This window comes from Lentzea cavernae, from assembly GCF_014653695.1.
Taxonomy (GTDB): domain Bacteria; phylum Actinomycetota; class Actinomycetes; order Mycobacteriales; family Pseudonocardiaceae; genus Lentzea; species Lentzea cavernae.
In genome coordinates this window covers 286,983-312,009 of the sequence record NZ_BNAR01000009.1, presented here as the reverse complement: position 1 = coordinate 312,009, position 25,027 = coordinate 286,983, and the positions used below count along the sequence as shown (strand labels likewise).

Here is a 25,027-nt window from a genome sequence, read left to right as displayed (position 1 = left end):
CGCCAAGGCAGACCAGCCGCCCAGCGCGACGTGACGCATCCCTCATTGGATGCGATGAGCGGGGAGTCTAGGGGCTTGTTGCAAGGAGGCAACGAAACGTCCCGTTCCGTGCACACACCGTTATCTGCGCAGGAAGTCGAGCACTGCCCGGCCGGGACTGTCGGTGGTGTATGCGAAGCTCGGAACCGTGGTGGATCAGGGACGCCGGTTGCTGGACCGCGTGCTGGCGGGGGTGCCCGCCGGGGAGTCGCCCCTCACGCACGCGCGTGATCTGCCGTTGCGGCAGGCAGATCACGTGGACTGGCCTGCGTGGACGGCCCCCGAGGTCGTCGAGGCGTTCGTGGAGATCGGGGTGCGCGAGCCGTGGCGGCACCAGGCGCAGGCCGCGTCGCTGGCTCATTCCGGGCAGCACGTGGTCCTCGCGACGGGCACGGCGTCGGGCAAGTCACTTGCCTACCAGTTGCCCGTGCTTTCCACTCTTTTGGCGGACACGAAGGCCACCGCGCTGTACCTGTCCCCCACCAAAGCCCTTGGCGCGGACCAGCTCCGCTCGCTCGACGAGCTGGGGATCAAGGGGGTGCGCGCGTCGGCCTACGACGGCGACACCCCGATGGCCGAACGCGACTGGGTCAAGGCGCACGCCAACTGGGTCTTCACCAACCCGGACATGCTCCACCGCGGAATCCTGCCGCAGCACCCCAAATGGCTGCGTTTCTTCCGCAGGCTGAAGTACGTGGTGATCGACGAGTGCCATTCCTATCGTGGCGTTTTCGGTTCGCACGTGGCGTTGTTGATGCGGCGGCTGCGAAGGGTCGCGCGGAAATACGGCGCGGATCCGATCTTCGTTTTGGCATCGGCCACTGTGGCTGATCCTTCTGGTTCGGCTCAGCGATTGCTCGGCGTCCCCGTTTCCGCTGTCGTGGACGACTTTTCGCCGCGTGCGTCGCGCACGGTCGCGTTGTGGGAACCCCCACTGACCTCTCTGGAGGGTGAGAACGGCGCGCCCGTCCGGCGCTCGGCCGGCGCGGAGACGTCGCGGATCCTCGCCGACCTAGTCGTCGAGGGCGCACGATCGCTCGCCTTCGTGCGCTCCCGTCGCGGCGCGGAGCTGACGGCGCTGGGCACCCAGCGGATCCTGTCCGAAGTGGACGGTGAGCTGCCTCCTCGGGTGGCCGCCTACCGGGGCGGATTCCTGCCGGAGGAGCGGCGGGCGCTGGAGAAGGCGCTGTCCACGGGCGACCTGCTCGGCGTCGCGACGACGAACGCGCTGGAGCTCGGCGTCGACATCGCCGGGCTCGACGCCGTGGTGGTGGCCGGTTTCCCCGGCACGCTGGCCTCGTTCTGGCAGCAGGCTGGCCGTGCTGGCCGGTCGGGGGACAGCGCGCTCGTGGTGTTCGTGGCGCGCGACGACCCGTTGGACACGTACCTGGTGCACAACCCGGCCGCGGTGCTCGACAGACCGGTCGAGGCGACGGTGCTGGACCCGCTGAACCCGTACGTGCTGGGCCCGCAGCTGGCGTGCGCGGCGTCGGAGATGCCGCTGACACCGGCCTGCCTCGCCGACTTCGGCGGCCCTCTGGCCGAAGCCGTCCTGGCCGAGCTGGTGGCGGAGAAGCTGCTGCGCAAGCGGCCTGCCGGGTGGTACTGGGCGTCGCACGACAGGCCGCACGCCGGGGTGGACATCCGTGGCTCCGGCGGCGAGCAGGTGGCCGTCGTGGAGGCGGACTCCGGCCGGATGCTCGGCACGGTCGACCCCGGATCCGCCTGCTGGCAGGTCCATCCCGGTGCCGTGTACCTGCACCAGGGGCGGGCGTACGTCGTCGACGAGCTCGACCTCGACAGCGGGCTCGCGATGGTGCACCGCGAAGACCCGGAGTGGACGACGCAGCCGCGTGACTGCGTCGACATCACCGTGGTGCGCGAGGTCGAACGCACCGATTTCGGCGGGGTGTCCGTGTGCCTGGGCGAGGTGGAGGTGACGACGCAGGTCGTCGGCTACTTACGTCGCCTGCCGTCGGGCGTCGTGCTCGACCAGATCCCGCTCGACCTGCCCGAGCAGACGCTGCAGACCCGTGCCGTCTGGTACACGGTCGACGAGTCGCTGCTGTTCGACGCCGGCGTGGAGGCGAAACGCGTCCCCGGCGCCCTGCACGCCGCCGAGCACGCGGCCATCGGCCTGTTGCCGCTGTTCGCGACGTGCGACAGGTGGGACATAGGTGGCGTGTCGACGGCCGTGCACCCGGACACGGGGATGCCGACGGTCTTCGTGCACGACGGCCATCCGGGCGGCGCGGGCTTCGCCGACCGGGGCCACTCGGCGTTGCGGGCGTGGCTCTCGGCGACGCGCGCGGCGATCGAAGCCTGCTCGTGCCCGATGGGCTGTCCGTCGTGCGTGCAGTCGCCGAAGTGCGGCAACGGCAACGACCCGCTGGACAAGGCCGGTGCCGTGCTGGTGCTGGACGTGGTGCTGGGCAAAATCACCTGACCGGAGCCGGCTCGCCCGGTTACGGTGTCGGCGTGAACGCCTGCAGCTGCAACGCCACCGATCGGACCCGTCGCCCCTAGGCGCGGCCCGCTCGACGACCTGAGGCGCCTGCGCGCGAGGGTCGGTGCTCCGCCGCGCCCGTCCCCTCATCGGCCACGGGTCCTTCAGGAGTTGCCTTGTTCACGCCTTTTTCCGATCTCAACGCTCTGCTAGCCGACCTCGTCTCGTCCGTGCGCGAGATCCTCGGCCCCACTTACGTCGGCGCGTACATCCAGGGCTCGTTCGCCCTGGGTGCCGGTGATCTCCACAGCGACTGCGACTTCATCGTCGCCTGCACCGAACTGCCGTCCGGCACCGCGCTCGACGGGTTGCGGCGGCTGCACGACGAGATCCCCACCCGTCCAGGCCACTGGTCGACGGAGATCGAGGGTTCGTACGCCGACGTCGAGTCGCTGCGCTCGGTGGCGGGCCTTGGGGTTCCGTGGCTGTTCAACGACCACGGCCACCGCACGCTGGTCTGGGACACGCACTGCAACAGCCCGCACGCCCGCTGGATCCTGCGCCACCACGGCATCGTGCTGGACGGCCCGCCGATCACCTCGCTGGTCGATGAGGTGCCCGCGTCCGTTCTGCGCTCGTCGATGCGCGCCGAGCTGCCGCACGTGCTCGAAGGCGTCCTGGGGTGGGCGCCGAAGGACAACGCCTGGACGCAGCGCTACATCGTCTCGGCCTACTGCCGCACGCTCTACACCATCCACACGGGAGCGGTGGAGTCCAAGCGCGGCGCCCTGGTGTGGGCGAAGAAAATGCTCGATCAGCGGTGGCACCCGCTGATCGAGCAGGTCCTGCAGGACCGGAACCTCGGCTGGGACGCCGATGCGGTTCCACGGCCCGGATCCATGGCGGAGACCTTCGCCTTCGCTTCCTACGCGGAAGGGCTTCGGCTCTAGGTCTACCACTTTTCGTGGGCGCGCGCCGCAGGCTCACGGGTACCTGCGGCGCGCGCTCTCCACGTGCCGAACACTGTTTTCCCGCCTGCTACCGCTTCGTGACCGGATCCCTTGGAACATCGGTGGAATCTGGTTCGTTCGTCTGTCTTGACAGGACACGCGGGAGGCGACGGTGTCGACTGTCCTCTGACGAACTCCGGGGAGGAGCCGGCTTCACCGACCGCGGCAGAGCGGGGGCTCTGCCACTAACGTCCTCGGTCCGGTCACTGGTGCGGGAGGCTGTCCTTCGGGGTGCGTGTTCGGCTTTTCGCCCGTTCCTCTGCCGGTCCCCGACGTGCGGGGTGCGGAGGCCGATCATCGGACCGGGCTTGGTGGAACGGCCGTGCAGGGCATCGCCTTCGGGGTTGTCGGGGAGAGTCCACGACGACACCCAACACGGCCGGGCTTGGATTCAGTTGTGAGTCAGACGGTTTCGAGCTGGAAGCGCGCCGGGGCGTGCACGGCCTCGACGAGCGCGTCCTGCACGACGTGCGCGTCCGGCAGGTTCCAGCCGCAGACCTGCGGCTTGACCCGCCAGTGCACGACACCGTGCGCCATGGTGGTGGGCGGCAGCGGGATGTACTCCCCCTTGCCGTAGAGGTGCACGTCCGGGTTGGAGGCCAGCTCGGTGTTGAGCGTCGAGCCGGACTTCACCAGGAACATCCAGCGGCCGGACGGGGTCGCGGCGATCGGCACGGGAACACCGATCTGCCGCAGTGCGACGGCCGCGCGGCGGCCGAGGTCGGTGCCGACCTCGATCGCGTCCACCACGTGACCGGTGGCGACGAGGAGGCTGTAGGACGCGCCGGCCCACCACGTGGCGACCTGCTCGGGACGGGTCCCGATCCGGTCGACCCAGTCGCGGTGCACCGGGATCGGGCCGTGGAGCTCGAGGCCGCTGCGGCCCGCCCACTTCGTCACGCCGTCCTCAGAACCGGCCGGGAACGTGCCGGGCAGTACGGGCCAACCGCGGAACGCGAGGCTGATCGCCTCAGCACGCAGTTCGATGCGGAAGGCCCCGCGCCAGCTGTCCGACCAATCCATCTTCCGTCGCCTTCTTCCCAGGCTCTGACTCGACATCTACGTGGTGCCGGTGTTCGTAGGACACCGCGTCGGTGCCGCCTCTACAACTAACGACACCGGCGCCGGGCTCCGTAACCCCCGCTCGACAACTGGTAGCTACGGGACGGCGAACGTCCTTTGCCAGAACGGGCAACTGAACTCCGCGCGTTTGGTTCGATCACCGTTCAGCATGTCCCGGCGGCAGTGTGAGTCCGCTCACCGCTGTCAGCCGACCGCTCGTCGTGCTCCAAACGCTTCGATCTTCGGCCGGACCTGCCCTCGCCCAGGCGCTCACCGGGCCGAACGGCGTAGTCGCCGAGACCTCGACAACCACCTCCCATCCGTTCACCGTGCAACCGCTCAGCTCGGCCCGGTGCTCCGACGCCACGCGTTTTGCCTGCTCACAAGCATCTTCGTCGCCTTCGGTGAGACGAGCGGCAGCGGCGAGCGCCGCCAGATCCGCGGCACCGGTCACCCGGTGCCGCGCGACGACCGCCGAACCGATCTGCGCACCGCCCACCGCGACGATGATCAGCGACAACACGGCCACCACACCGCTCACCGCAGCCGAACCCCGCTCGCAACCGAGCCGTTCGCCGTTCATCGCGGCTCCGGCACGGCGAACGCCCGCGCGCTGAGCGGCACGCCCAGCGGCCCGCTCTTGCTGACGACGACCTCGATCGCGTCGGCTTGAACGACGATCACGACGTTGGCACCACCCACGATCAGCCCGGCCGCCTCTTCACCACGCTGCTGTTCTCCGCGTGCCGCGAGCCGTGCCGCCTCTCTCGCCGCGTCGGCGCACCGCATCTGCTCGGTGACCGCCGTCAGCCCGTTCGCCGCCAGCCACGTCGCCACCAGCAGCGCGCAGACCGCGATCGCCGCCTCAACCGTGACCATGCCCCGGTCGTCAGACCGAAGACAGCGCACGCTGTATCAGCTCCCGCACCTGGTTCTGCAGGAAGTCGCTGGTGAGGATCACGTAGAGCAGACCGGCGAACGCGGCCGCGGCCAACGTCCCTATCGCGTACTCCACAGTGCTCATGCCGCTGTCGTCGTCGAGCAGTTCCATCCGCATCTCCTAGTTGAGAAGTTGACCGGCCAGGCCCAGCACCACCGGCGCGACGCCGAGGCACAGGAACGCCGGGAGAAAACACAGTGCGAGCGGCGCAGCCACCGCCACCGCGGCCTTCTGCGCCTTCGCCTCCGCCTCGTCGCTCGCCTCGGACCTGGTCCTTCCCGCGAGCTCGGCGGTCTGCCGGGCCAATGCGGCCCCGGACCGCGCGGTCCGCCTGGCCGCCCTGGCCAGCAGCGCCGTCTCGGGCCGCTCGAGCGCGGACGCCCACGCCGTGACGGGGTCGGCGCCCAGCCTGAGCAGGTCGGCGACCTGGCTCAGTTCACGTATCTCCACCGCCTGGATCGCGGTGGGCACCGGCAGCCCGGCCCTGAGGCACGCGGCCAGCAGGTCCCAGGCCGCGGCCCTTTCGAACGGGCCGTCCGGCCTCACCTCTTTCCGGGGCGGGTCGTGAGCACTCGGCCTGAGCCGGTCAACCGCTCGTCGTGGCGCCGGCGCCACGAGCACCGCCAGTGCGAGGAGCAGGAACGTCACGGCTCCACCTCCGTGATCCGCTGCGTCCACCACACCCCTGCCGCCAGGAACACCGCCCCGAGCGCCAGCAGGAACTGCCCTGCCGCAGTGCCCGTGAGCACGTGGACCGGCCGCGCACCGCTGAACTCGCCCAGCAGCACACCCACCGGCGGCAGACCGGCCAGCACGGCCGCACTGGCCCGCGGACCGGCCATCCGCGCGTGCACCTGCCGCGCGAACGCCGCCCGCTGGTCGAGGTCACGTCTCGTGGCGTCCAGGACGTCCGCCAGCGCCACACCGTGCTTCGCCGACACGCGCCACGCCCTGGCCAGCTGGTCCACCGCCTTGGTCAGCAACGGTTGCCGCAGCTCGCGCAAAGTCCGTTCGACGTCACCGCCGAGCCTCGACGTGGCCGCCACCGCTCTGAGCACCTCCTTCGCCGGAGCCGGCGTGTCCTCCGCCGCCCCCTCGGCCGCCTGGGCGGGGTGGGCACCGGCCCGCAACTCATCGACCACACCGCCCAGCCCGTTGCTCAAAGCTTCGGTCGCCTGGCGGAGTGCCTTGTTCCGCTTGTGCTGCTTGACGATTCGCCTGCCCGTCACCGCCAGCACCGCCGCGGCGACCAGCCCGCCGACGCCGGCCACGAAGTAGGTGACCACCGCCGCGCTCACCACCCAGACGTACGGCGGCACAGCGATTTCCCTTCTGCCGCGCGGTCTGAGCCGCCGGACGGGTTCGAGCTGCGGCCACACGACCAGCGCCGCCGCCAGCAACACCAGGCTCACCACAGCGACTCCTCCCCGCACCACCCATGCTCGCGCGTCCAGACCGGACGGACCGTCAGCCCGTCGCCCTTCTCGAACACCCCGATCTCGCTGAGGTACCTGGTGGTGACGTCCCGCCGCATGTGCAGCACGATCCGCACCGCCGCCGCGACCTGGCTGTGCAACGCCCGCGGCTCCAGCCCGCCCAACGCCCCCAGCGCCTCCAACCGCGCAGGCACCTCGGCCGGCGAGTTGGCGTGCATCGTCCCGGCACCCCCTTCGTGCCCGGTGTTCAACGAGGTGAGCAACTCCCGCACCTCGGCCCCGCGCACCTCACCGACGACGATCCGGTCGGGCCGCATCCGCAGGGCCTCCCGCACCAACTCTCGGGTGGTCACCTCGCCCGCACCCTCGACGTTCGGCGGCCGCGCCGTGAGCCGCACGAACTGCGGGTGGTCGGGATTCAGCTCCCCCGCGTCCTCCACGCACACGATGCGTTCATCCGGCGGCACACACCCCAGCAACGCCGACAGCAACGAAGTCTTGCCCGACCCCGTACCACCGACCACCAGGAACGCCATGCGCCGGCGCACGATCGTGCGCAACACCTGCGCGATCTCGCCGTCGAACGTCCCGAGCTCCTGCAACGCCCGCAGGTCGTGCGTCGCCGGCCTCAGAACGCGAAGCGACAGACAGGTGCTGTCCGCGATTGGCGGCAACACCGCGTGCAACCTGACCCCGCTCCCCGGCAACCACCCGTCGACGCACGGCGAGGCGTCGTCGAGCCGCCTGCCCGCCAGCACCGCCAGCCGCTGCGCGAGACGCCGGACCGCGTCCTCGTCGGGGAAGGTGACGCCGGTTCGCCGCAGGCCCGTCGTGCCGTCGACCCAGACCTGGTCGGGTGCGGTGACCAGGACGTCGGTGGTGCCGGGATCGGCCAGCAACGGGTCGAGCGGCCCGGTGCCGCTGAACTCCTGACGGAGCACCTGAAGGGCTTCGAGGACGTCGGAGTCGGCCAGCACACCACCGGCCTCGGTGCGGACCGCGTGCGCCACGACGGCCGCGGTCATCTCCATGTCGGCACCGGCGAGGCGGTGGCGGACCCGGTCGATCAGGGCGGCGGTCACGTCGCGGCCTCGGGGCGGCGGGCGTGGCGGCCGTAGGTGATCTCACGGCCGGTGAGGCGGAGCCAGGTTTCCTGGCACCAGATGAGGAAGCGGTTCACTTCGGCTCCTTCTTGAAGAGGAAGCGGGGTGGGTAGATGCGGCCGTAGACGGCGAGGTTGCGCACCATCCGGCACGCGATTCGGGCCAGGAGGTGGAGGCGGGTCATGGGTGAGTTCCTTTTGGGGGAAGGGATCTCGGGGTGGGAGGGCGGCGGGAGGGAGATCGCGGCGGCGGAGGGACCGCGGGTAGGGGCAGGACGCGCGGGCAGCGGGGGTCGCAGGCAGGGGGTCGCGAGCAGCGGAAGTCGCGGGCAGGTGCAGGGCGCGGATGGGAGTGGGGGAGGTCGCGGGCGGCGGAGGGTCGCGGGAAGGAGTCGCGGGCTGGCGCGGGGCAGGTCGCGGGTGGGAACGAGGGGAGGTCACGGGCAGGGGTCGTATGGGAGAGAGGAGATCTCGGTGACAAGGGGATGAGATTCCGGCGGTGGGCGGTGGGGCGGTGGCCGGGGCGCGGTGACGGGAGATCGCGCAGCAGGACGTTGTGGCGGCAGGCGGTTGCAGCGGTGGGAGATCGCAGCCGTGGCGGGTGGCCGCGGCAGTGGGAAGTCACGGGCAGCGAGAAGTCGCTTGGCGGGCAAGGAATTCAAGGGCAAGGGGTGGAGGTCCCGGCACTGAGGGCGGTGGTGCGTGCCTACGTGACGGGTGCCAGGGGCGGGGTGCCCGGTAGCGGAGTGCCGGTACGGAAAGGGCACACAGCAGGGGGCCCTGCGGCGGGAGGTCGCGGCGGCAGGAGGGTCACCTGACCGCGGCGTCGCCTGACGGCGCGATCCGTTGGCGCGGAACCCTTTCTGCGGTAAAGAGGTGGTTCGGAACGGTGGGCTGTGGCGCTTTCGGTGGCTCCTCGCGGAAGGCAGGGACGCAACCGCACCCGAGACCGGTGGGTGGAGTGAAGTCGTTGTCGTCCAAGAAGGACGCGAGGTGCTCGGCCTCGTCGGCTGCCACAGCGAGGTCTGCGGGCAGAGGCCGGGTGTCGGGTGGTGGGCGGGTCATGGGCGTAGCTCCTTCAGCACCGCTCGGGCCGCTGTGGCCAGAGGGCCCTTCGGGTTGCGGGGGAAGCGGCCGCGTTCCAGGACCTCGGCGAGGCCCGGTTCGGCTCGCATGGAGGTGAGGAGGGGGACGCCGATCACCTCGGCCATTTCGGCCGGTTTGAGGTTGCCGGGGGACGGGCCTCGGACCACCAGGCGGAGGTTGCGGCCGTTCGTCAGGAGGCGGGAGGCGACTCGGGCGGCGGCTGCTGTGGCTCGGACCTCTGCTGGGACGACCAGGACCGTCAGGTCTGTGCGGTCCAGGGCGGCTGAGGCGGAGGCCGTGGGGAAGCGCGGGAGGTCGCAGAGGACCGTGCAGCCGGCTCGGCGGCCTGTGTCGAGGACTGCTGCCACGGCTGCCGGTTCTGGGTCGGGGGCTGCTCGGTCGCAGGCCAGGACGCTCAGGTTGCCCGAGGTGGGGAGGGCGGCTCGCAGGGCCGACATCGGGACCCTGCCGCCGGTGGCGTGCACGCCCGGCCAGCGGGCGCCCTGGTCGGACTCGGTGCCCAGGGCCAGGTCTATGCCGCCGCCGAGGGGGTCGCAGTCGACGAGCATCGCTTCGCCGCCCTGGACCACGGCTTCGCGGCCGCAGGCTATGGCCAGGGTGGAGGCGCCGGCTCCGCCTCGGCCGCCGATGAACGACACGACGCGGCCTCGGTCGGACGGTGGGCCCTCGCCCAGGTCGGTCAGGGCCGTCACCAGGGAGCGGCCTTCCACCGGGAGTTCGAGGACGCCGTCCGCTCCCAGGGCCACGGCCGGGGCCCAGGGCGGGTCGCCTCCGTGGACCACCAGGACGCCGGTGCGGCGGGGGAAGCCCGCGTCGAGGCACGCGGAGACCGCGGCGGGGTCGAGCAGGACCAGGGGTGCGGTGTGCCACTGGGAGCGCAGCGAGGTGACGTCCGGGGCGCAGGAGAGCGGGCAGTCGGCCGCGGCGGCGACGCGGAGGACCTCGTCGAGGAGGTCCTGGTCCGTGAGCAGGGCGATGGGGTGGGTCATGGGATCAACGGTGGTCAGTCGTGATGAACGACACAACGGGTGTAGATCCACATGTGGACAGATCGGCGGTTGTGGACAAGTCGCGATCTTGGAGGCCTTGGGGCGCCAGGACTGTCGGTGCCTCGTGGGACGCTGGGGGGTTGCCCACCCGTATGCGGCCAATGGACGGCAGAGGTCCATTCGAACCCGTGGGGAAAGGGGGTCCGGATATGGGACGACCCCCGTCAGGGGGGAGGGACGGGGGTCGTCAATGGTTCAGTCCCGGGGGGTCGGACTGAACCTGTCCGTCGAACCGGACTCTCCTACTGTATCCCCATGCGCCAGTGCCGCGCGCAACTTCCACGACAGCCGCGGGGCAAGTTTCGGTAACCGCGCAGGGCAATGGTTTCGTACACGAACGAAATGCCGCCCGAACGGCCTACTGACGAGTACACCTAAGCTGAGCGACATGAGCCGGATCGCCGCCTTCTTCGACCTCGACAAGACCGTGATCGCGAAGTCGAGCACGCTGGCGTTCAGCCGGCCCTTCTTCCAGGAGGGCCTGATCAACCGCCGCGCGGTCCTGAAGAGCGCATATGCGCAGTTCGTCTTCATGCTCGCCGGCGCGGACGCGGACCAGATGGACCGCATGCGCGCGCACATCACCGCGCTGGCCGCCGGCTGGGACGTCGAGCAGATCCGCAGCATCGTCAGCGAAACGCTGCACGACATCGTCGATCCGCTCGTTTACAAAGAAGCGACGCAGTTGATCGCCGATCACAAGGCGGAAGGCCACGACGTCGTCATCATCAGCGCGTCCGGAGCCGAACTCGTCGCCCCCATCGCCGAGATGATCGGGGCCGATTACAGCGTCGGCACGAAGATGGTGATCCAGGACGGCCGCTACACCGGTGACGTCGACTTCTACTGCGCCGCCGACAACAAGGCGGTCATGATCAAGCAGCTCGCCGCCGAGCGCGGTTACGACCTGGCGAAGAGCTACGCCTACTCGGACAGCGTCACGGACCTCCCGATGCTCGAGGCCGTGGGCCACCCGACGGTCGTGAACCCGGACAGGGGCCTGCGCCGCATCGCCCTCGAGAAGGACTGGCCGGTGCAGCAGTTCGTCGACCCGGTGAGCCTGCGCGGCCGCTTCCCCACCCCTTCGGGCAAGGCGGTCGCGGTCACGGCCATCAGCCTCGGCGCCGTCGCGGCGGCCGGCGCGGCCTGGTACGGCCTGCGCCGCAAGCGCGGCGGCGCCTGAAGTCAAGCCCCCGCGGCCACGAAGCACCGATCAGGGACGGGTACCGGCGAGTAGCGGCAACGCGCCGCGCACGTGGTGCCCGCGTGGGTGCACGGCACCGCCCTCCCAGCGGTACCCGAACGCGAACACGAGCTCACAAATCCAGAAACGCCAGTACTTTCACTACTGAACGTGGCTTGAACGGTGCACCCGTCCGAGCCCTTGCTGTGACCGGGCCCACGCACTTAAATGGGTGGTGCGGACCTCCGGTCGGCCAGGGACCTGGCGAAGAGAAGCCAGACTCCACCCCGGCAGAGCTCCGTGCGCGGACTTCGAGACACCCACGCGCAGCACGCCGCGGGAGGCTTGTCGTCTAGGGCCTGCGGACCGGGACGCCGGACGCCGAGGCCAGGGTTGTACGACTGGAGTTGCACGCTTGGTAACTCGTTAGCCCGCGCTGTCGACAGGGCACCCCTTCGGGGGTGCCCTGTTTGCTGTTCCGTCAAAAAGTGCCACCGAACGGCACAATGGCCACCCGTTGACCCACCCCACGGTCGTGGGTAACTTGCGAAATGCGCCAGTTATCTGTGGGAACATCACCGGGAGGCTCTTCCAAGTGCGGAAAATCGCCGCGTTGACGCTGGTCACTGCCATGGTCGCCCTCACGCCGGTGGCGAGAGCGGACGCCGCGGTGACCACACTCCGCGGGATGTCGCTGGAGCAGAAGGTCGGCCAGCTCTTCGTCACCTACGTCAACGGGCAGGCCGCCGACGTCCCGCACCCCAAGAACCAGACGGACTTCGGAGTGGCGACGGCCTCGGAGATGGTGCGCAAGTACCAGCCCGGCGGCGTCATCTACTTCAACAACACCAGCCGCGACAACATCGACACTCCCAAGCAGATCGCGCAGCTCTCCAACGGTCTGCAGCAGGCCAGCCGCATCCCGCTGCTCATCTCGACCGACCAGGAGATGGGTGTCGTCACGCGCATCGGCCCGCCGGCCACGCAGCTGCCGGGCAACATGGCCCTCGGCGCGGGCCGCAACGTCAAGGACGCCGAGGAGGCCGCGCGCATCACCGGCCAGGAGCTCCGCGCGATGGGCATCAACCAGAACTTCGCGCCGGACGCCGACGTCAACTCGAACCCGGCGAACCCGATCATCGGCGTGCGCAGCTTCTCGAGCGACCCGAAGCTCGCCGCCGACATGGTGGCCGCCCAGGTCCAGGGCTACGAGGCCCGCCGCTGGTTCGACATGAGCTCGGTGACCTCGACGGCCAAGCACTTCCCCGGCCACGGAGACACGTCCGAGGACAGCCACACCGCCCTGCCGGTCTCGAACCGCAGCCTGGAGCAGTGGCGTCAGATCGACGCGCCGCCGTTCAAGGCCGCCATCGCCGCCAAGATCGACTCGATCATGACCGCGCACATCCAGGTGCCGCAGATCGACCCGTCGGGCAACCCGGCCACGCTCAGCCCGAAGATCATCACCGGCCTGCTGCGCGACGAGCTGAAGTACGACGGCGTCGTGGTCACCGACTCGCTGGAGATGGCGGGTGTCCGCAAGCTCCACTCCGACGCCGAGATCCCGGTGCTGGCCGTCAAGGCGGGTGTCGACCAGCTGCTGATGCCGCCGAACCTCGGCGTCGCGATCGACAGCGTCCTCAAGGCCGTCCGCAGCGGTGAGATCACCGAGCAGCGCATCGACCAGAGCGTGCTGCGGATCCTCAAGATGAAGCTGCTGCGCGGCGTCATGCTCACCGCCGAGGTCGACGTGAACAAGGCCGAGCAGATCGTCGGGTCCAACACCGAGAAGGCCCAGGCCATCGCCGACCGCACCATCACGGTCGTGCGCAACGACGGCCAGGCGCTCCCTCTCAACGCCACCGCTCCCCTGGTCGTCGGCACCAGCGACGCCCAGGTCAGCGCCCTCGCCACCAGGCTCAAGGGCACCAAGGTCGTCACGGCGACGAGCCCGACGGCCGCCCAGATCCAGCAGGCGGTGGCCGCGGCGGCCAAGGCGGACAAGATCGTCGTGCTGACCAACAACGCGAGCACCAGGCCCGCCCAGGTCGACCTGGTCAACCAGCTCGTCGCCACCGGCAAGCCGGTCGTCGCGGCCGCCACCGCCAACCCGTACGACGTCGCCCACAGCAACGCCAAGACGTGGCTCGCCACCTACTCGACCACGACGGTCTCCATCGAGGCGCTGGCCAGGGTCCTGCTCGGTGAGGCGAAGCCGCAGGGCAAGCTCCCGGTCGACGTCCCCGGCCCGACGCCCTACCCGTTCGGGCACGGGGTGACGTGGTGAGGCGGCGGAGCTTCCTCGCGGCGGGCGCCCTGTCCGTTCCCCTCGTCGGCGCGAGCACGGCGAACGCCACCCCGAAGCTCGCCACGGCCTCCGAGCAACTGGCGCAGGACGGCTGGCGCAAGCTCAAGGGCCGCAAGGTCGGCGTGCTCACGAACCCCACGGGCATCCTCAAGGACCAGACGCACGTCGTCGACTCGATGGTCGCCCACGGCGCCAAGCCGACCGCCGTGTTCGGCCCCGAACACGGCTTCCGCGGCACGGCGCAGGCGGGCGGTTCCGAAGGCGACTACGCCGACCCGCGCACCGGCATCCCGGTGTACGACACGTACCAGGCCACGCCCGCGAAGATCCAGGCGATGTTCACCAAGGCCGGCATCGACACGGTGGTGTTCGACATCGCGGACGTGGGCGCGCGCTTCTACACCTACATCTGGTCGCTGTACCAGGCGATGGAGGCCGCGGCGGACCTGGACTTCATCGTCCTCGACCGCCCGAACCCGATCGGCGGCAAGGCGTACGGCCCGCAGCTCGACCCGGCCTACGCCACGTTCGTCGGGCTGAAGCCGATCGTCCAGCAGCACGGCATGACGGTCGGTGAGCTCGCCCGCTACTTCAAGGGCGAGTTCGGCCTGAAGACCGATCTCGAAGTGGTCAACGTCCGGAACTGGCGCCGCGACCAGCTCGACACCGGTCTGCCGTGGGTTCCCCCGAGCCCGAACATGCCCACCCAGGACACCGCGCTGGTCTACCCCGGCACGTGCCTGTTCGAGGGCACGGTGCTGTCGGAGGGCCGCGGCACCACCCGCCCGTTCGAAACGGTCGGCGCGCCCGGCATCGACTGGCGCTGGGCCGAGGCGCTGAACGCTTCGGGGCTCAAGGGGATCCGGTTCCGCGAGACCTACTTCTCGCCGACGTTCAACAAGTTCCAGGGCAAGACCTGCGGCGGTGTCACCCTGCACGTCACCGACCCGCACGAGTTCGAAGCCGTCAAGGCCGCGATCGCCATGCTGATCACCGCGAAGTCGTTGTACCCGAACGTGTTCGCGTGGCGGCCCGACAACTGGATCGACAAGCTCAGCGGCTCCGACCGGCTGCGCCTGATGATCGACGCCCAGGCTCCCCCGGACGAGGTCGTCGGCGCGTGGCAGCAGGAGCTCCAGCAGTTCCGCCGCACCCGCCAGCCCTACCTGCGCTACCGGTGAGGACGCCATGCTCATCCCCGCACTCGCCGTCGCACTCGTGACGACGGCGGTCCCCGGCCACTTCGACCAGCCCCAGGACGGCTTCGCGAACCGCTGGACGACGCTGCGCGAAGCGAGCCCGCAGTCGGCCGGCCTCGACCCCGAGCCGATCAACGCGGCCCTGGGCCAGCTCCGCGAGTTCCAGAAGCCCCAGGCCAACGGCAAACCGATGTTCGCCGGCGCCGTCACGATGTACGTGCACAACGGCAAGATCGTCACGCACGACCGCACGGGCTACGCGGTGCTCTACAAGGACCAGCAAACCCAGCTACCAGAAGAAGAACGCGTCCCCATGCGCAAGGACACGATCTTCGACTTCGCCTCCATCTCCAAGCTGTTCACGTCGATCGCGGTCATCCAGCAGGTCGAGCAGGGACGCGTCAGCATCGACGAACGCGTCGCCGCCTACCTGCCCGAGTTCGGCGTGAACGGCAAAGAGAACATCACCGTCAAGCAGCTCCTCACACACACGAGCGGCCTCGAACCGTTCATCCCGTTGTGGCAGAAGTATCCGGACATCCCGTCACGCATCAAAGCCGTGATGGACGTGAAGCCGAAGTCCACACCCGGCACCACGTACGTCTACTCGGACCTGAACCTGATCACGCTCGGCGAACTGGTCTTCAAGGTGAGCGGGAAACGCCTCGACCAGGCGGTGAAGGACGGCATCACCAGGCCGCTCGACATGAGGGACACCGGCTACAACCCGAAGGCCAAGGACCGCACGGCCGCAACGGAGTTCCAGGTGGCACCACCACGCGGCATCGTCCGCGGCGAGGTGCACGACGAGAACGCGTGGTCCCTCGGAGGAGTGGCCGGGCACGCCGGTGTGTTCGGCACGGCCAAAGATCTCGCCGTCCTCGGCCAGACGATCCTCAACGGCGGCACGTACAACGGCCGCAGGATCCTGTCCGAGCACTCCGTCGAGCTGATGCTCACGAACTTCAACCAGCAGTTCCCCGACAACGCCCACGGCCTCGGCTTCGAGCTCGACCAGCGCTGGTACATGGGTGCGTTGAGCGGCCCGGGAACCGCGGGCCACACGGGGTACACGGGCACGTCGTTCGTGATCGACAAGGCCTCGCGCTCGATCGCGATCCTGCTGAGCAACCGCGTGCACCCGAGCCGCGACTGGGGCAGCGTCAACCCCGCCCGCCGCGTGGTGGCCGACGGACTCGCCAACGCGCTCGCCGTCAAGGCCGGCGGAAAGCAGTGGCGCGCAACGACGTCCGGCGGCACCCTCACCGTGGACCGCCCGGTCGAGTTCTTCGTCGACGTCGACAAGGGCGACGAACTCACGATCCAGCACTGGGACGGCACCGCCTGGCAGGACGCCCACACCATCACCACGACCGAACGTCGTTGGGTGCCGACGGAACCCGTGAGGACCAGGTTCGTCTACACCAAGGCAGGCCTGTACAACGGCCGCGGTGTGTACGTCCACGCACGCGGTGATGTCACGGCCGAGGGCTGGTCAGCAGCACGCCGCTAGCGCTTCGGCGAAGCCTTGGAGCGCCCGTGGGAACGCGGGCGCTCCGAAGCTCACCACCACACCGGTCCGGTCGTCGTCGCTCAGCTCGTGCCGGAACCACGAGAGAGGGCTGACCTCGATCCCCCGTTCCCACGCGGCCTGCACGACCTCTGCTTCATGGGGCGTCTCCAGCACGGCGTGCATCCCGGCCGCGATGCCGGACACCGACACGTACGGCGAGACAGCCTCCACGAGACGATCGCGACGGCGTTGGTACTTGAGCCGCATCCGTCGCACATGGCTGTCGTAGGCACCGCACGACAGGAAGTCGGCCAACGTCAGTTGGTCGAGCATGCTGATGTGCTGCTCACGATCGGTCTTCAACTCGAGGACCGGGTCCACGTACCGGTCGGGCAGCACCATCCACGCGATCCGCAACGCGGGCGACAACGCCTTGCTCGACGTCCCCAGGTACACGACGTGCTCGGGATCCAGCCCCTGCACCGCCCCGACGGGTTGCCGGTCGTAGCGGAACTCCCCGTCGTAGTCGTCCTCCAGCACAACGCCGCCCACGCGCCGTGCCCACTCCACAGCAGCAGCGCGTCGCCGTGGGTGCAACGGACCGCCCAACGGGAACTGGTGCGCCGGCGTCAACACGCACGCACGCCGGTCGTCGGGTAACTGCTCGGTGTTCGCCCCGTGGTCGTCCACCGCCAACGGCACCGTCGAGGTCCACAACGACCGGTGGAACCCCAGCCCGTACTCCTCGACGACGACCGGCCCGTCCAGCAGCCTGTCGAACATCTGCACGGCGCCCCCGAACCCCGAGCACAGCACGATCCGCTCGGGATCGGCGCGCACGCCCCGTGCCCGCGCCAGGTACTCGGCCAACGCCGTCCGCAGCTCGATCCGCCCCTGCGGATCCCCTGGCCCGAACGCCTCCGAGGGCGCCGCCATCAGCGCCCGCCGCGTCGACCGGACCCACTCCGCGCGCGGGAACTCGGTGACGTCCGGCGTCGACACGGTCAGGTCGAACCGGACGTCCGGACCGGCGGCCCGGCGCGTCACCGGGGGAGGTGGCGAGACCCGTTGCGCCACAACGGTTCCCGAACCCTGACGCGCGGTCAGCCACCCCTCCGCGACGAGCTCCGCGTACGCCTCGGCCACGGTGTTCCGCGCGATCCCGAGGTCGAGCGCGAGCGAGCGCGAGGCTGGCAGCCGGGTGCCGGGCGGCAGCCGCGCCGACCGGACCGCGTCGCGCAGGGACGCCGTCAACCGCTGCCGCAGACCACCCGGACCGGACAGGTCCAGGTGGAAGTCGAGATTGGCCCACGATTCCACGACCAGATTGCACCATGCCCAGGGCCAATCAGCGGCCTAACTTTGCAGACATGACGAACCGCATCGACCTCGCCAAGAAGGCCCCGAAGGTCTACCGCGCCATGATCGCCCTCGACGCCGCCGCCCGCGAGGGGCTCGACGAGCAGCTCGCCGAGCTCGTCCGCATCCGCGCGTCGCAGCTCAACCACTGCGCCTACTGCCTCAACATGCACACGGTCGACGCCCGCAAGGGCGGCGAGTCCGAGGCCCGCATCTACCTGCTCAACGCGTGGGAGGAGGCCGGCGACGTCTACACCGAGAAGGAGCGGGCGGCGCTGCGGCTGACCGAGGCCATCACCGTCCTGAGCAGCCACGAGTACGTCAGCGACGACGTCTACGAGCAGGCCGCGAAGCATTTTGGCGAGGAGGAGCTCGCGCAGCTCATCGCGTTGATCTTCACCATCAACTCGTGGAACCGGATCGCGGTCTCGACGCGGAAGAAGCCCGACGTCCGCTGACCTCTCCTGCCGACAGGGTGACTTTCGGACACACTCCGTTGACCGTTGGAGTGGCGGTTAGTAAGTTTCCCACGTGTCCTCTGAGAGCAGTGCCGAGTCCAGTCCGCTGGTGAAGATCCGGTCGTTGCTGCCGGGTCTCGCGCGCGCCGAGCAGCGCGTCGCGAAGGTGGTGCTGGAGAACCCGGGAACTGTCGCGCACCGCAGCATCACCGAGGTCGCCGAGCAGGCGGGCACGAGCGAGACGACGGTGACGCGGTTCTGCAAGGCCATCGGCGTCGGCGGGTACCCGGAGCTGCGCATCGCGCTCGCGGCCGACACGGCCCGCAGCCAGGCCAGGGCCAACCACGACATGGGCGGCGACATCGGACCGGGCGACGACCTGCGTCAGGTCGTCGGCAAGGTCGCGTTCGCCGACGCCCGCGCCGTCGAGGAGACCGCGGAGCAGCTCGACGTCGAGTCGCTCGACAAGGTCGTCCAGGCGGTCGCGGGCGCCCGCCGGGTCGACGTCTACGGCTTCGGCGCTTCCGCGTTCGTCGCGTTCGACCTGCAGCAGAAGCTGCACCGCATAGGGCTCACCTGCTTCGCGTGGAACGACACGCACATCGCGCTGACGTCCGCCGCCGTGCTGACCGGCGCGGACGTCGCCGTCGGCATCTCGCACACCGGCTCGACCGCGGAGACCGTCGAGGCCCTGCGCGTCGCCCGCGAGACCGGCGCCACCACCGTCGCGCTGACGAACTTCCCGCGCTCGCCGATCACCGAGGTCTCCGACCACGTGCTGACCACGGCCGCGCGCGAGACGACGTTCCGCTCCGGCGCGATGGCGAGCCGCATCGCCCAGCTCACGGTGATCGACTGCTTGTTCATCGGAGTCGCCCAGCACCACGTCGACACGGCGAAGACGGCGCTGGAGGCGACGTACGAGGCCGTGTCGGGCCACCGGCTCGGCGCGAGACCAGACGGCCGGAGGCGGCCGCGGGAGACGTCTAAATGACCTCGCCCCGGGACGGTGTGGTGGTGCACGTGGAATCTCCGACCGAGGGGCGGAACCCCCGCACCGCGGACATCGACCGGGTCTCCACGACCGACGTGCTCCGCATGATCAACGAGGAGGACCGCACGGTCCCGGCCGCGGTGGCGGAAGCGCTGCCCGAGCTGGCCCGCGCGGTCGACCTCGGCGTCGAGGCGATCATGTCCGGCGGCCGCGTGCACTACGTCGGTGCGGGCACCTCCGGCCGCCTCGCGACGCTGGACGCCGCTGAGCTCGTGCCGACGTTCAACGTCCCGGCCGACTGGTTCGTGGCCCACCACGCCGGCGGACCGGAGGCCCTCGTCCGCGCCGTCGAAGAGGTCGAGGACCACTCCGGCGCCGCCCAGATCCGCCGCCACGCGACCGCGAAGGACCTGGTCGTGGGCGTGACGGCATCCGGGCGCACGCCGTTCGTGATCGGTGCGCTGCAGGAGGCGCAAGCGCTTGGCGCCCACACCGTGCTGGTCTCGAACAACGCCTCGGTGCCGTTCGCACCGGACGTCCTCGTCGCGCTGAACACCGGCCCCGAGGCCATCGCGGGCTCCACGCGGATGAAGGCGGGATCGGCCCAGAAGCTGGTCCTGACCTCGTTCTCCACGGCGGTGATGGTCAGGCTCGGCCGCACCTACTCGAACCTGATGGTCAGCATGCGCGCGACGAACGCGAAGCTGCGCGGCCGGACGATCCGGATCCTGCACGAGGCCACCGGTGAGCCCGAGGCTGCCTGCGAGCAGGCGCTGGCGGACGCGTCCGGCGACCTCAAGGTGGCGCTGGTGCACCTGCTGTCGGGTGCGCCGACCGAACGTGCGGCCGCTGCCCTGGAGGACACGAAGGGCCACGTCCGCAACGCGCTGGACCGGCTAGCCGGCTGAGACCAGGTCCGGGCCGAAGACCTCGTAGTGGATGTCGGTGACACCCGCTTCGAGCAACTGGGCCCGCATCGCGCGCAGGAACGGCACCGGTCCGCACAGGTAGGCGGTGGTGTTCTCCGGGACCTCGACGCCGCTGAGGTCGACGTACCCGCTCCGCTCCGCCGGCCAGTCGCCGATGGGCCGCTCGTAGAAGACGTGCGCCCGCGCGTCCTCCAGCTTGGCGACGAGCTGGGCGAGCTCGGCGCGGAACGGGTGCGTGAGCTGGTCGCGGTCGCCGTGCACCGCGACCACCCGGCGGGGCGAGTCGGTGAAGGCCAGCTCGGCGAGCATGGAGATCATCGGCGTGCAGCCGATGCCCGCCGACGCGAGCAGCACCGGGCCGTCGCCCGGCTGCAGCGTCAGGTCCCCGGCCGGCTGGCTGACCAGCACGGTGCTGCCCACGGGCACGTTGTCGTGCAGGTGGTTCGACACCTCGCCGTCGCGCTTGACCGAGAACTGCAGGGCGTCGTCGGACCGTCCGGACAGGCTGTACTGGCGGATCTGCCGGGCGCCGTCCGCGAGCGGGACCTGCACCGACACGTACTGCCCCGGCTCGCCCGCGTGCACCTGGCCGTCGAGCGGCCTGACCACGAACGTCACCACGTCCTCGGTCTCCTGGAACCGGGCGATGACGCGGTGCTCCTGCTGCCCCTGCGGCAGGAACCGCTCCAGGCCGATCAGCGCGTCGGCCATCAGCCAGTAGACCTCGCTCCAGGCCGCGGCCACCTCGGCGTTCACGTCGAGGACCTCGGCGACGGCGCCGAGCAGGTGCTTGTGCACGACCGCGTACTGACCGGGCGTGACGCCGACCGAGACGTGCTTGTGGGAGATGCGGCGCATCATGTCGTCAGGCGTCTGACCGGCGATGAGACCGGCCGCGAAGGCGGCGATCGAGCGCGCCAGCGCCTGGGACTGCGTGCCGTTGGCCTGGTTGCCGCGGTTGAACATGTCGCGCAGCAACATCGGGTGCTCTTCGAACATGCGCTCGTAGAACAACGCGCTGATCTCGCCGATCGCGGCGCCGACCGCGGGCAGGGTGGCTTCGACCAGTTCGGCCGACTTCGGGGACAACATCGACGTGCTCCTCACTTCTGCCCCAGGGAGAGCAGAACGGGACCGGTGGGATCAGCGACGAGGTCCTCGACGCTCAGTGGATCGAGCGAGGCGTAGAAAGCTTCCTGGGCCTGGCGCAGCGCGCGCCGCAGCCGGCAGGCACCGGCCAACGGGCACGGCACGTCGCCTTCGCAGTCCACGACGTCGCCGACACCTTCCAACCGGCGCACCAGGTGGCCGATCGATCCCGCCCGGCCCGCGTCGGTGAGCGTGAGCCCACCGCCCCGGCCGCGCCGGGCCTCGACCACTCCGAGGTGCTGGAGCTGGGCGACGACCTTGGCCGCGTGGGTGTACTGCACGTCCATGACCGCGGCGACCTCGCGCGTGGTCGGGTTCGCCGAGCCGGCGACGGCCAGGCGCATCACGATCCGAAGTGCGATGTCGGTGCTCTTGGTCAGCCTCACAAGATCGAGGTTAGCTTAATTGGAATCTCAGATGCATGTTATCCGGGCAACACCGGGCGCCACGGGATCGGCGTCGACAGCACCATTGCGCTGGACGTCTCCCCGTGCGCCGCCAGCCGGACCAGCAGCCGTTCCAACTCGATGATGGACGTCGTGACGACCTTCACAACCGAGCAGATGTCCCCCGTCAGCCGCACGACCTCGACCACCTCGGGGAGGTCGTCGAGCAGCTCGGGATGCACCGTGATGCAACGAGGGCCGTAGCACTTCATGCGCACCAACGCGACGACCGGCCGTCCGACGACGGTGGGGTCGACCACGGCGCGATAGCCGGTGATCGCGCCCATGTTCTCCAGCCGGCGGACCCGCTGGGCGACCGTCGGCGGCGAGACGTGGACCCGGCGCGCCAGCTCGTTGTACGACAGCCGCGCATCCTCTTGGAGCGCCTCCAACAGGGCCTTGTCCACCTCGTCCAACATGAACGCAAAGCTACTCGGCGATTCGTTTTGCGTTCGCAAGAAGTTCGGCGCGAACGCCTTTCGTCGCCCATTCAGGTGACGGGCCGTTCGAGCGACGATTTACCCATGAGCTGCCCCGTGTCCCCCAAGCTGGATTTCGGCGGCACCACGCCGTACGAGGACTACGTGCACGCGTCGGTGCTGCACACCCTTCAACAGCAGTGGTCCAAAGATCCGCGCGAGATGTCGTTCCTGGTCATCACGCAGGTGATGGAGCTGTACTTCGGCCTGCTCTGCTTCGAGTGGCGCCAGGCGCAGACCGAGCTGCGCGCCGACGACCTCCGCGCCGCCGTCCGCACCCTCCGCCGTTCCGACCTGCACCTCCAGGCGCTGTCCGCGGCGTGGCGGCCGATCGCGCGGATGACGCCGACCGAGTTCAACTCGTTCCGCGACGCGCTCGGCGAGGGCTCCGGGTTCCAGAGCGGCATGTACCGCGAGATGGAGTTCCTGCTCGGCGAGAAGTCCCGGTCGATGCTCGTGCCGCACCGGGCCGTGCCGGCGATGCACGACCAGCTGGAGAAGTCGCTCGGTGAGCCGTCGCTCTACGACGACGTGCTGGCCGCGTTGCGGCGCAGGGGTTTCGACATCCCCCAGACCGTGCTCGACCGCGACCTGACCCAGGCCTACGAGCCGTCGGCCGAGGTCGAGCAGGTGTGGGCGGCGATCTACCGCGGCGACGACCGCGACCTGCTGGAGCTGGGCGAGGCGCTGACCGACATCGCCGAGGAGTTCGCGCGCTGGCGCTACGACCACCTGCTCGCGACCCGGCGGTCGATGGGCTCGAAGGTCGGCACGGGCGGCTCCGCTGGTGTTGCATGGCTGGAGAAGCGCACCCAACGAGCGGTGTTCCCCGAGCTGTGGACCGCGAGGAGCTACGTGTGAGGCGTGAGCTGTTCGACATTCCCGAAGGTGTCATCTACCTCGACGGCAACTCCCTCGGCGCACCACCGAGGCACGTCGCCGCCCGCATGCAGGAAGTCGTTGCGCACCAGTGGGGAACGCGGCTGATCCGGTCGTGGTCCGAGGGCTGGTGGGAGGCGCCGCAACGGGTCGGCGACCGCGTCGGCCGGCTGATCGGCGCCGCGGAAGGTCAGGTCGTCGTCGGTGACTCGACGTCGGTCAACGTCTTCAAGGCGTTGATGGGCGCCGTGAAGGGCACCGACCGCACCGAGATCGTGTGCGACGAGTCGACGTTCCCGACCGACGGTTACATCGCGCAGTCCGTGGCCTCGTTGACGGGCATGAAGATCCGCGCCGCGCATCCGTCCTCTTTGGACCTGACCGGGGACACCGCGGTCGTGCTGCTCAACCAGGTCGACTACCGGACCGGGCAGCTGCACGACATGAAGGCGCTCACCGAGCAGGCGCATGCCGTTGGCGCGCAGGTGGTCTGGGACCTCTGCCACAGCGCGGGCGTGCTGCCCATCGAGCTGGACGCGCTCCAGGTCGACTTCGCGATCGGCTGCACCTACAAGTTCCTCAACGGCGGACCGGGCTCGCCGGCGTTCATCTACGTGCCGAAGCACAGGCAGGCGAGCTTCGAGAACCCGCTCTCGGGCTGGAACGGGCACCGCGAGCCGTTCGGCATGAAGTCGTCCTACGAACCGGATCCCGGCATCGCGCGCGCACGGGTCGGCACGCCGGACATCCTGTCGATGCTGGCACTCGACGCGGCGCTGGACGTCTGGGACGAGGTCGACCTCGCCGAACTGCGCGAGCGCGGCCTCGCGCTGACCGCGTTGTTCCGCGAGCACGTCGAGAAGCTCACGAGCCTGGAAGTGATCACCCCGGAGAACCGCGGCAACCAGATCTCGGTGCGCTGCCCCGATGCCAGGGCCGTCATGGACGAGCTGATCGCGCGCGGGGTCATCGGCGACCACCGGCCGCCGGACGTCCTGCGGTTCGGGTTCGCCCCGCTCTACGTCACCGACCAGGACGCGATCAAGGCCGCCGAAGTGCTGGCGGAGATCGTCAACTAGCGGATGCGGCGTCCGCGATGCTCTTGGCCTCGCGGGCGCCCGCCTCCAGCGACGAGCACACGAACAGGATCCACTGGGCCAGGCCTTCCAGCGTCCCCGACGCGAACGCCACCGACGCGGCCTCGTACTCCGCCGAACGGCGCAGGCACGCCACTTCCGGCACACCGAGGCCCTTCGGGTCGAGCCCGGTGGAGATCGACGTCATCCGCGCGGCCGCCCGCGCGACCACACCGTTGGCGACGTCGAACGGCGCCAGCCCGAGCAGTTCGCCGTGCACCACCGCGACGACGATCGGCGCCGGCACGGACGTCCCGCCGGTCACCAGCGAGCCGAGCATGTCGAGCCGCTGCGACACGTCCTCAGAGACGCGCGGCCGTCCGACGTCGGAAGTCAGGTCCGCGGCGGCGAGAACGTGCAACCGCGCGAGGGCCTGCAACGGCGCGCGCTGCCACGTGGCGACGAGTCCGCCCAGCGCCTCCGCGATCCGCAAAGACCCCGCCAGCACGGGATCCGAGACCTCGCCGGACTCCGGGATGTCGGTCGGACCGCCCTCCAGAGCGGCCGACGCGCGGGCCGCGCGCACGGACGCTTCCGCCGCCGTCGTGGCCCACCCGCGCAGGTTCACCCGATGGCGGTGCACCTGGAAGACGGCGTCCTTGGCGGCGTTCGCGGCGTCTGCCACGCCGGGCAAGGAAAGCAGCGGAGCGAGAGGATCGGTCACGGTCGCGCAGAGTACCTGACCAGGTGAAACCCGTGACCCAGCTCACTGGCCGGACCGTTGAGCGCGCAACCGTGCCCGTTCAACGCGCCACACGTGCCTGGACCAGACAAAACGGGTTACACAGTGACAGCCGTGTAACC

The 25,027-nt window shown here is 69.9% G+C and carries 24 protein-coding genes; 11 read left to right on the top strand and 13 right to left on the bottom strand.

All coding sequences use genetic code 11. From position 1 onward, the window contains the following. Positions 1 to 187 precede the first annotated feature (187 nt). Together sftH and IE307_RS28670 are read left to right on the top strand one after the other, a co-directional pair. On the top strand, positions 188 to 2,485 hold the full coding sequence (gene sftH, locus IE307_RS28675; RefSeq protein WP_229905144.1) for a DEAD/DEAH box helicase: 2,298 nt from the start codon (positions 188 to 190) through the stop codon (positions 2,483 to 2,485). A gap of 176 nt (positions 2,486 to 2,661) precedes the next feature. Beyond that, on the top strand, positions 2,662 to 3,435 hold the full coding sequence (locus IE307_RS28670; RefSeq protein ID WP_191302468.1) for an aminoglycoside adenylyltransferase domain-containing protein: 774 nt from the start codon (positions 2,662 to 2,664) through the stop codon (positions 3,433 to 3,435). A gap of 462 nt (positions 3,436 to 3,897) precedes the next feature. On the opposite strand, the gene IE307_RS28665 is transcribed toward IE307_RS28670, so the two are convergent. From IE307_RS28665 to ssd, 8 genes are all read right to left on the bottom strand, one after another. Continuing rightward, the gene (locus IE307_RS28665; protein ID WP_191302467.1) at positions 3,898 to 4,518 is read right to left on the bottom strand and encodes a bifunctional DNA primase/polymerase; all 621 of its coding nucleotides are present in this window, start codon (positions 4,516 to 4,518) and stop codon (positions 3,898 to 3,900) included. A 196-nt stretch (positions 4,519 to 4,714) separates the two neighbouring features. Then, entirely contained in the window at positions 4,715 to 5,140 is a 426-nt protein-coding gene (locus IE307_RS28660; protein WP_191302466.1) for an Rv3654c family TadE-like protein, read from the bottom strand. Further along, the gene (locus tag IE307_RS28655) at positions 5,137 to 5,436 is read right to left on the bottom strand and encodes a TadE family type IV pilus minor pilin (protein WP_191302465.1); all 300 of its coding nucleotides are present in this window, start codon (positions 5,434 to 5,436) and stop codon (positions 5,137 to 5,139) included. The genes IE307_RS28660 and IE307_RS28655 overlap by 4 nt, the downstream gene beginning before the upstream one ends. Positions 5,437 to 5,446: 10 nt before the next feature. After that, entirely contained in the window at positions 5,447 to 5,608 is a 162-nt protein-coding gene (locus IE307_RS28650; protein WP_229905143.1) for a DUF4244 domain-containing protein, read from the bottom strand. Positions 5,609 to 5,617: 9 nt separating this feature from the next. Continuing rightward, complete coding sequence (locus IE307_RS28645) at positions 5,618 to 6,145, bottom strand: type II secretion system F family protein (RefSeq protein ID WP_191302463.1); 528 nt, start codon at positions 6,143 to 6,145, stop codon at positions 5,618 to 5,620. Further along, positions 6,142 to 6,909 carry a type II secretion system F family protein gene (locus IE307_RS28640; protein ID WP_229905142.1) on the bottom strand — a complete coding sequence of 256 codons (768 nt, stop codon included), beginning with the start codon at positions 6,907 to 6,909 and terminating at the stop codon, positions 6,142 to 6,144. The genes IE307_RS28645 and IE307_RS28640 overlap by 4 nt, the downstream gene beginning before the upstream one ends. After that, positions 6,906 to 8,015: a TadA family conjugal transfer-associated ATPase gene (locus IE307_RS28635; protein ID WP_191302461.1), complete on the bottom strand. Its 1,110-nt coding sequence runs from the start codon at positions 8,013 to 8,015 to the stop codon at positions 6,906 to 6,908. Before IE307_RS28635 ends, IE307_RS28640 begins: the two co-directional genes overlap by 4 nt. 1,081 nt (positions 8,016 to 9,096) lie before the next feature. Next, positions 9,097 to 10,131 (bottom strand): septum site-determining protein Ssd, encoded by a 1,035-nt coding sequence (gene ssd, locus IE307_RS28630; RefSeq protein ID WP_191302460.1) that lies wholly within the window; start codon positions 10,129 to 10,131, stop codon positions 9,097 to 9,099. A gap of 448 nt (positions 10,132 to 10,579) precedes the next feature. Here ssd and IE307_RS28625 point away from each other — a divergent pair, with 448 nt between their 5' ends. The 4 genes from IE307_RS28625 to IE307_RS28610 all read left to right on the top strand — a co-directional run bounded on the left by IE307_RS28625 (position 10,580) and on the right by IE307_RS28610 (position 16,394). Next, on the top strand, positions 10,580 to 11,374 hold the full coding sequence (locus IE307_RS28625; protein WP_191302459.1) for an HAD-IB family hydrolase: 795 nt from the start codon (positions 10,580 to 10,582) through the stop codon (positions 11,372 to 11,374). A 631-nt stretch (positions 11,375 to 12,005) separates the two neighbouring features. Further along, the gene (locus IE307_RS28620; RefSeq protein WP_191302553.1) at positions 12,006 to 13,661 is read left to right on the top strand and encodes a glycoside hydrolase family 3 protein; all 1,656 of its coding nucleotides are present in this window, start codon (positions 12,006 to 12,008) and stop codon (positions 13,659 to 13,661) included. Continuing rightward, positions 13,658 to 14,863, top strand: a complete 1,206-nt coding sequence (locus IE307_RS28615) for an exo-beta-N-acetylmuramidase NamZ family protein (protein ID WP_191302458.1) — start codon at positions 13,658 to 13,660, stop codon at positions 14,861 to 14,863. Before IE307_RS28620 ends, IE307_RS28615 begins: the two co-directional genes overlap by 4 nt. A 7-nt stretch (positions 14,864 to 14,870) precedes the next feature. Next, complete coding sequence (locus tag IE307_RS28610; RefSeq protein ID WP_191302457.1) at positions 14,871 to 16,394, top strand: serine hydrolase domain-containing protein; 1,524 nt, start codon at positions 14,871 to 14,873, stop codon at positions 16,392 to 16,394. Here the strand turns inward: IE307_RS28610 and pdxR are convergent. Further along, entirely contained in the window at positions 16,377 to 17,714 is a 1,338-nt protein-coding gene (gene pdxR, locus IE307_RS28605) for a MocR-like pyridoxine biosynthesis transcription factor PdxR (protein ID WP_229905141.1), read from the bottom strand. The genes IE307_RS28610 and pdxR overlap by 18 nt on opposite strands. 50 nt (positions 17,715 to 17,764) lie before the next feature. On the opposite strand from pdxR, the gene IE307_RS28600 reads away from it, so the two are divergent. The 3 genes from IE307_RS28600 to IE307_RS28590 all read left to right on the top strand — a co-directional run bounded on the left by IE307_RS28600 (position 17,765) and on the right by IE307_RS28590 (position 20,113). Continuing rightward, the gene (locus IE307_RS28600) at positions 17,765 to 18,211 is read left to right on the top strand and encodes a carboxymuconolactone decarboxylase family protein (RefSeq protein WP_229905140.1); all 447 of its coding nucleotides are present in this window, start codon (positions 17,765 to 17,767) and stop codon (positions 18,209 to 18,211) included. Positions 18,212 to 18,320: 109 nt separating this feature from the next. Next, complete coding sequence (locus IE307_RS28595; RefSeq protein WP_191302551.1) at positions 18,321 to 19,205, top strand: MurR/RpiR family transcriptional regulator; 885 nt, start codon at positions 18,321 to 18,323, stop codon at positions 19,203 to 19,205. Further along, positions 19,202 to 20,113: an N-acetylmuramic acid 6-phosphate etherase gene (locus IE307_RS28590; protein ID WP_191302455.1), complete on the top strand. Its 912-nt coding sequence runs from the start codon at positions 19,202 to 19,204 to the stop codon at positions 20,111 to 20,113. The genes IE307_RS28595 and IE307_RS28590 overlap by 4 nt, the downstream gene beginning before the upstream one ends. Here the strand turns inward: IE307_RS28590 and IE307_RS28585 are convergent. The 3 genes from IE307_RS28585 to IE307_RS28575 are packed head-to-tail and all read right to left on the bottom strand — an operon-like array spanning position 20,102 to position 22,148. Continuing rightward, positions 20,102 to 21,226 (bottom strand): globin domain-containing protein, encoded by a 1,125-nt coding sequence (locus IE307_RS28585; protein ID WP_191302454.1) that lies wholly within the window; start codon positions 21,224 to 21,226, stop codon positions 20,102 to 20,104. The genes IE307_RS28590 and IE307_RS28585 overlap by 12 nt on opposite strands. Before the next feature lie 11 nt (positions 21,227 to 21,237). Continuing rightward, entirely contained in the window at positions 21,238 to 21,669 is a 432-nt protein-coding gene (locus IE307_RS28580) for an RrF2 family transcriptional regulator (RefSeq protein ID WP_191302453.1), read from the bottom strand. A 38-nt stretch (positions 21,670 to 21,707) separates the two neighbouring features. Beyond that, positions 21,708 to 22,148 carry an Lrp/AsnC family transcriptional regulator gene (locus IE307_RS28575; protein WP_229905139.1) on the bottom strand — a complete coding sequence of 147 codons (441 nt, stop codon included), beginning with the start codon at positions 22,146 to 22,148 and terminating at the stop codon, positions 21,708 to 21,710. A gap of 105 nt (positions 22,149 to 22,253) precedes the next feature. On the opposite strand from IE307_RS28575, the gene IE307_RS28570 reads away from it, so the two are divergent. Further along, positions 22,254 to 23,069 carry a tryptophan 2,3-dioxygenase gene (locus IE307_RS28570; protein WP_191302452.1) on the top strand — a complete coding sequence of 272 codons (816 nt, stop codon included), beginning with the start codon at positions 22,254 to 22,256 and terminating at the stop codon, positions 23,067 to 23,069. Next, entirely contained in the window at positions 23,066 to 24,166 is a 1,101-nt protein-coding gene (gene kynU, locus IE307_RS28565; RefSeq protein WP_229905138.1) for a kynureninase, read from the top strand. The genes IE307_RS28570 and kynU overlap by 4 nt, the downstream gene beginning before the upstream one ends. Here kynU and IE307_RS28560 read toward each other — a convergent pair. Then, positions 24,159 to 24,887, bottom strand: coding sequence for an oxidoreductase (locus tag IE307_RS28560; protein WP_191302450.1), 729 nt, complete (start codon positions 24,885 to 24,887; stop codon positions 24,159 to 24,161). The genes kynU and IE307_RS28560 overlap by 8 nt on opposite strands. Positions 24,888 to 25,027 lie beyond the last annotated feature (140 nt).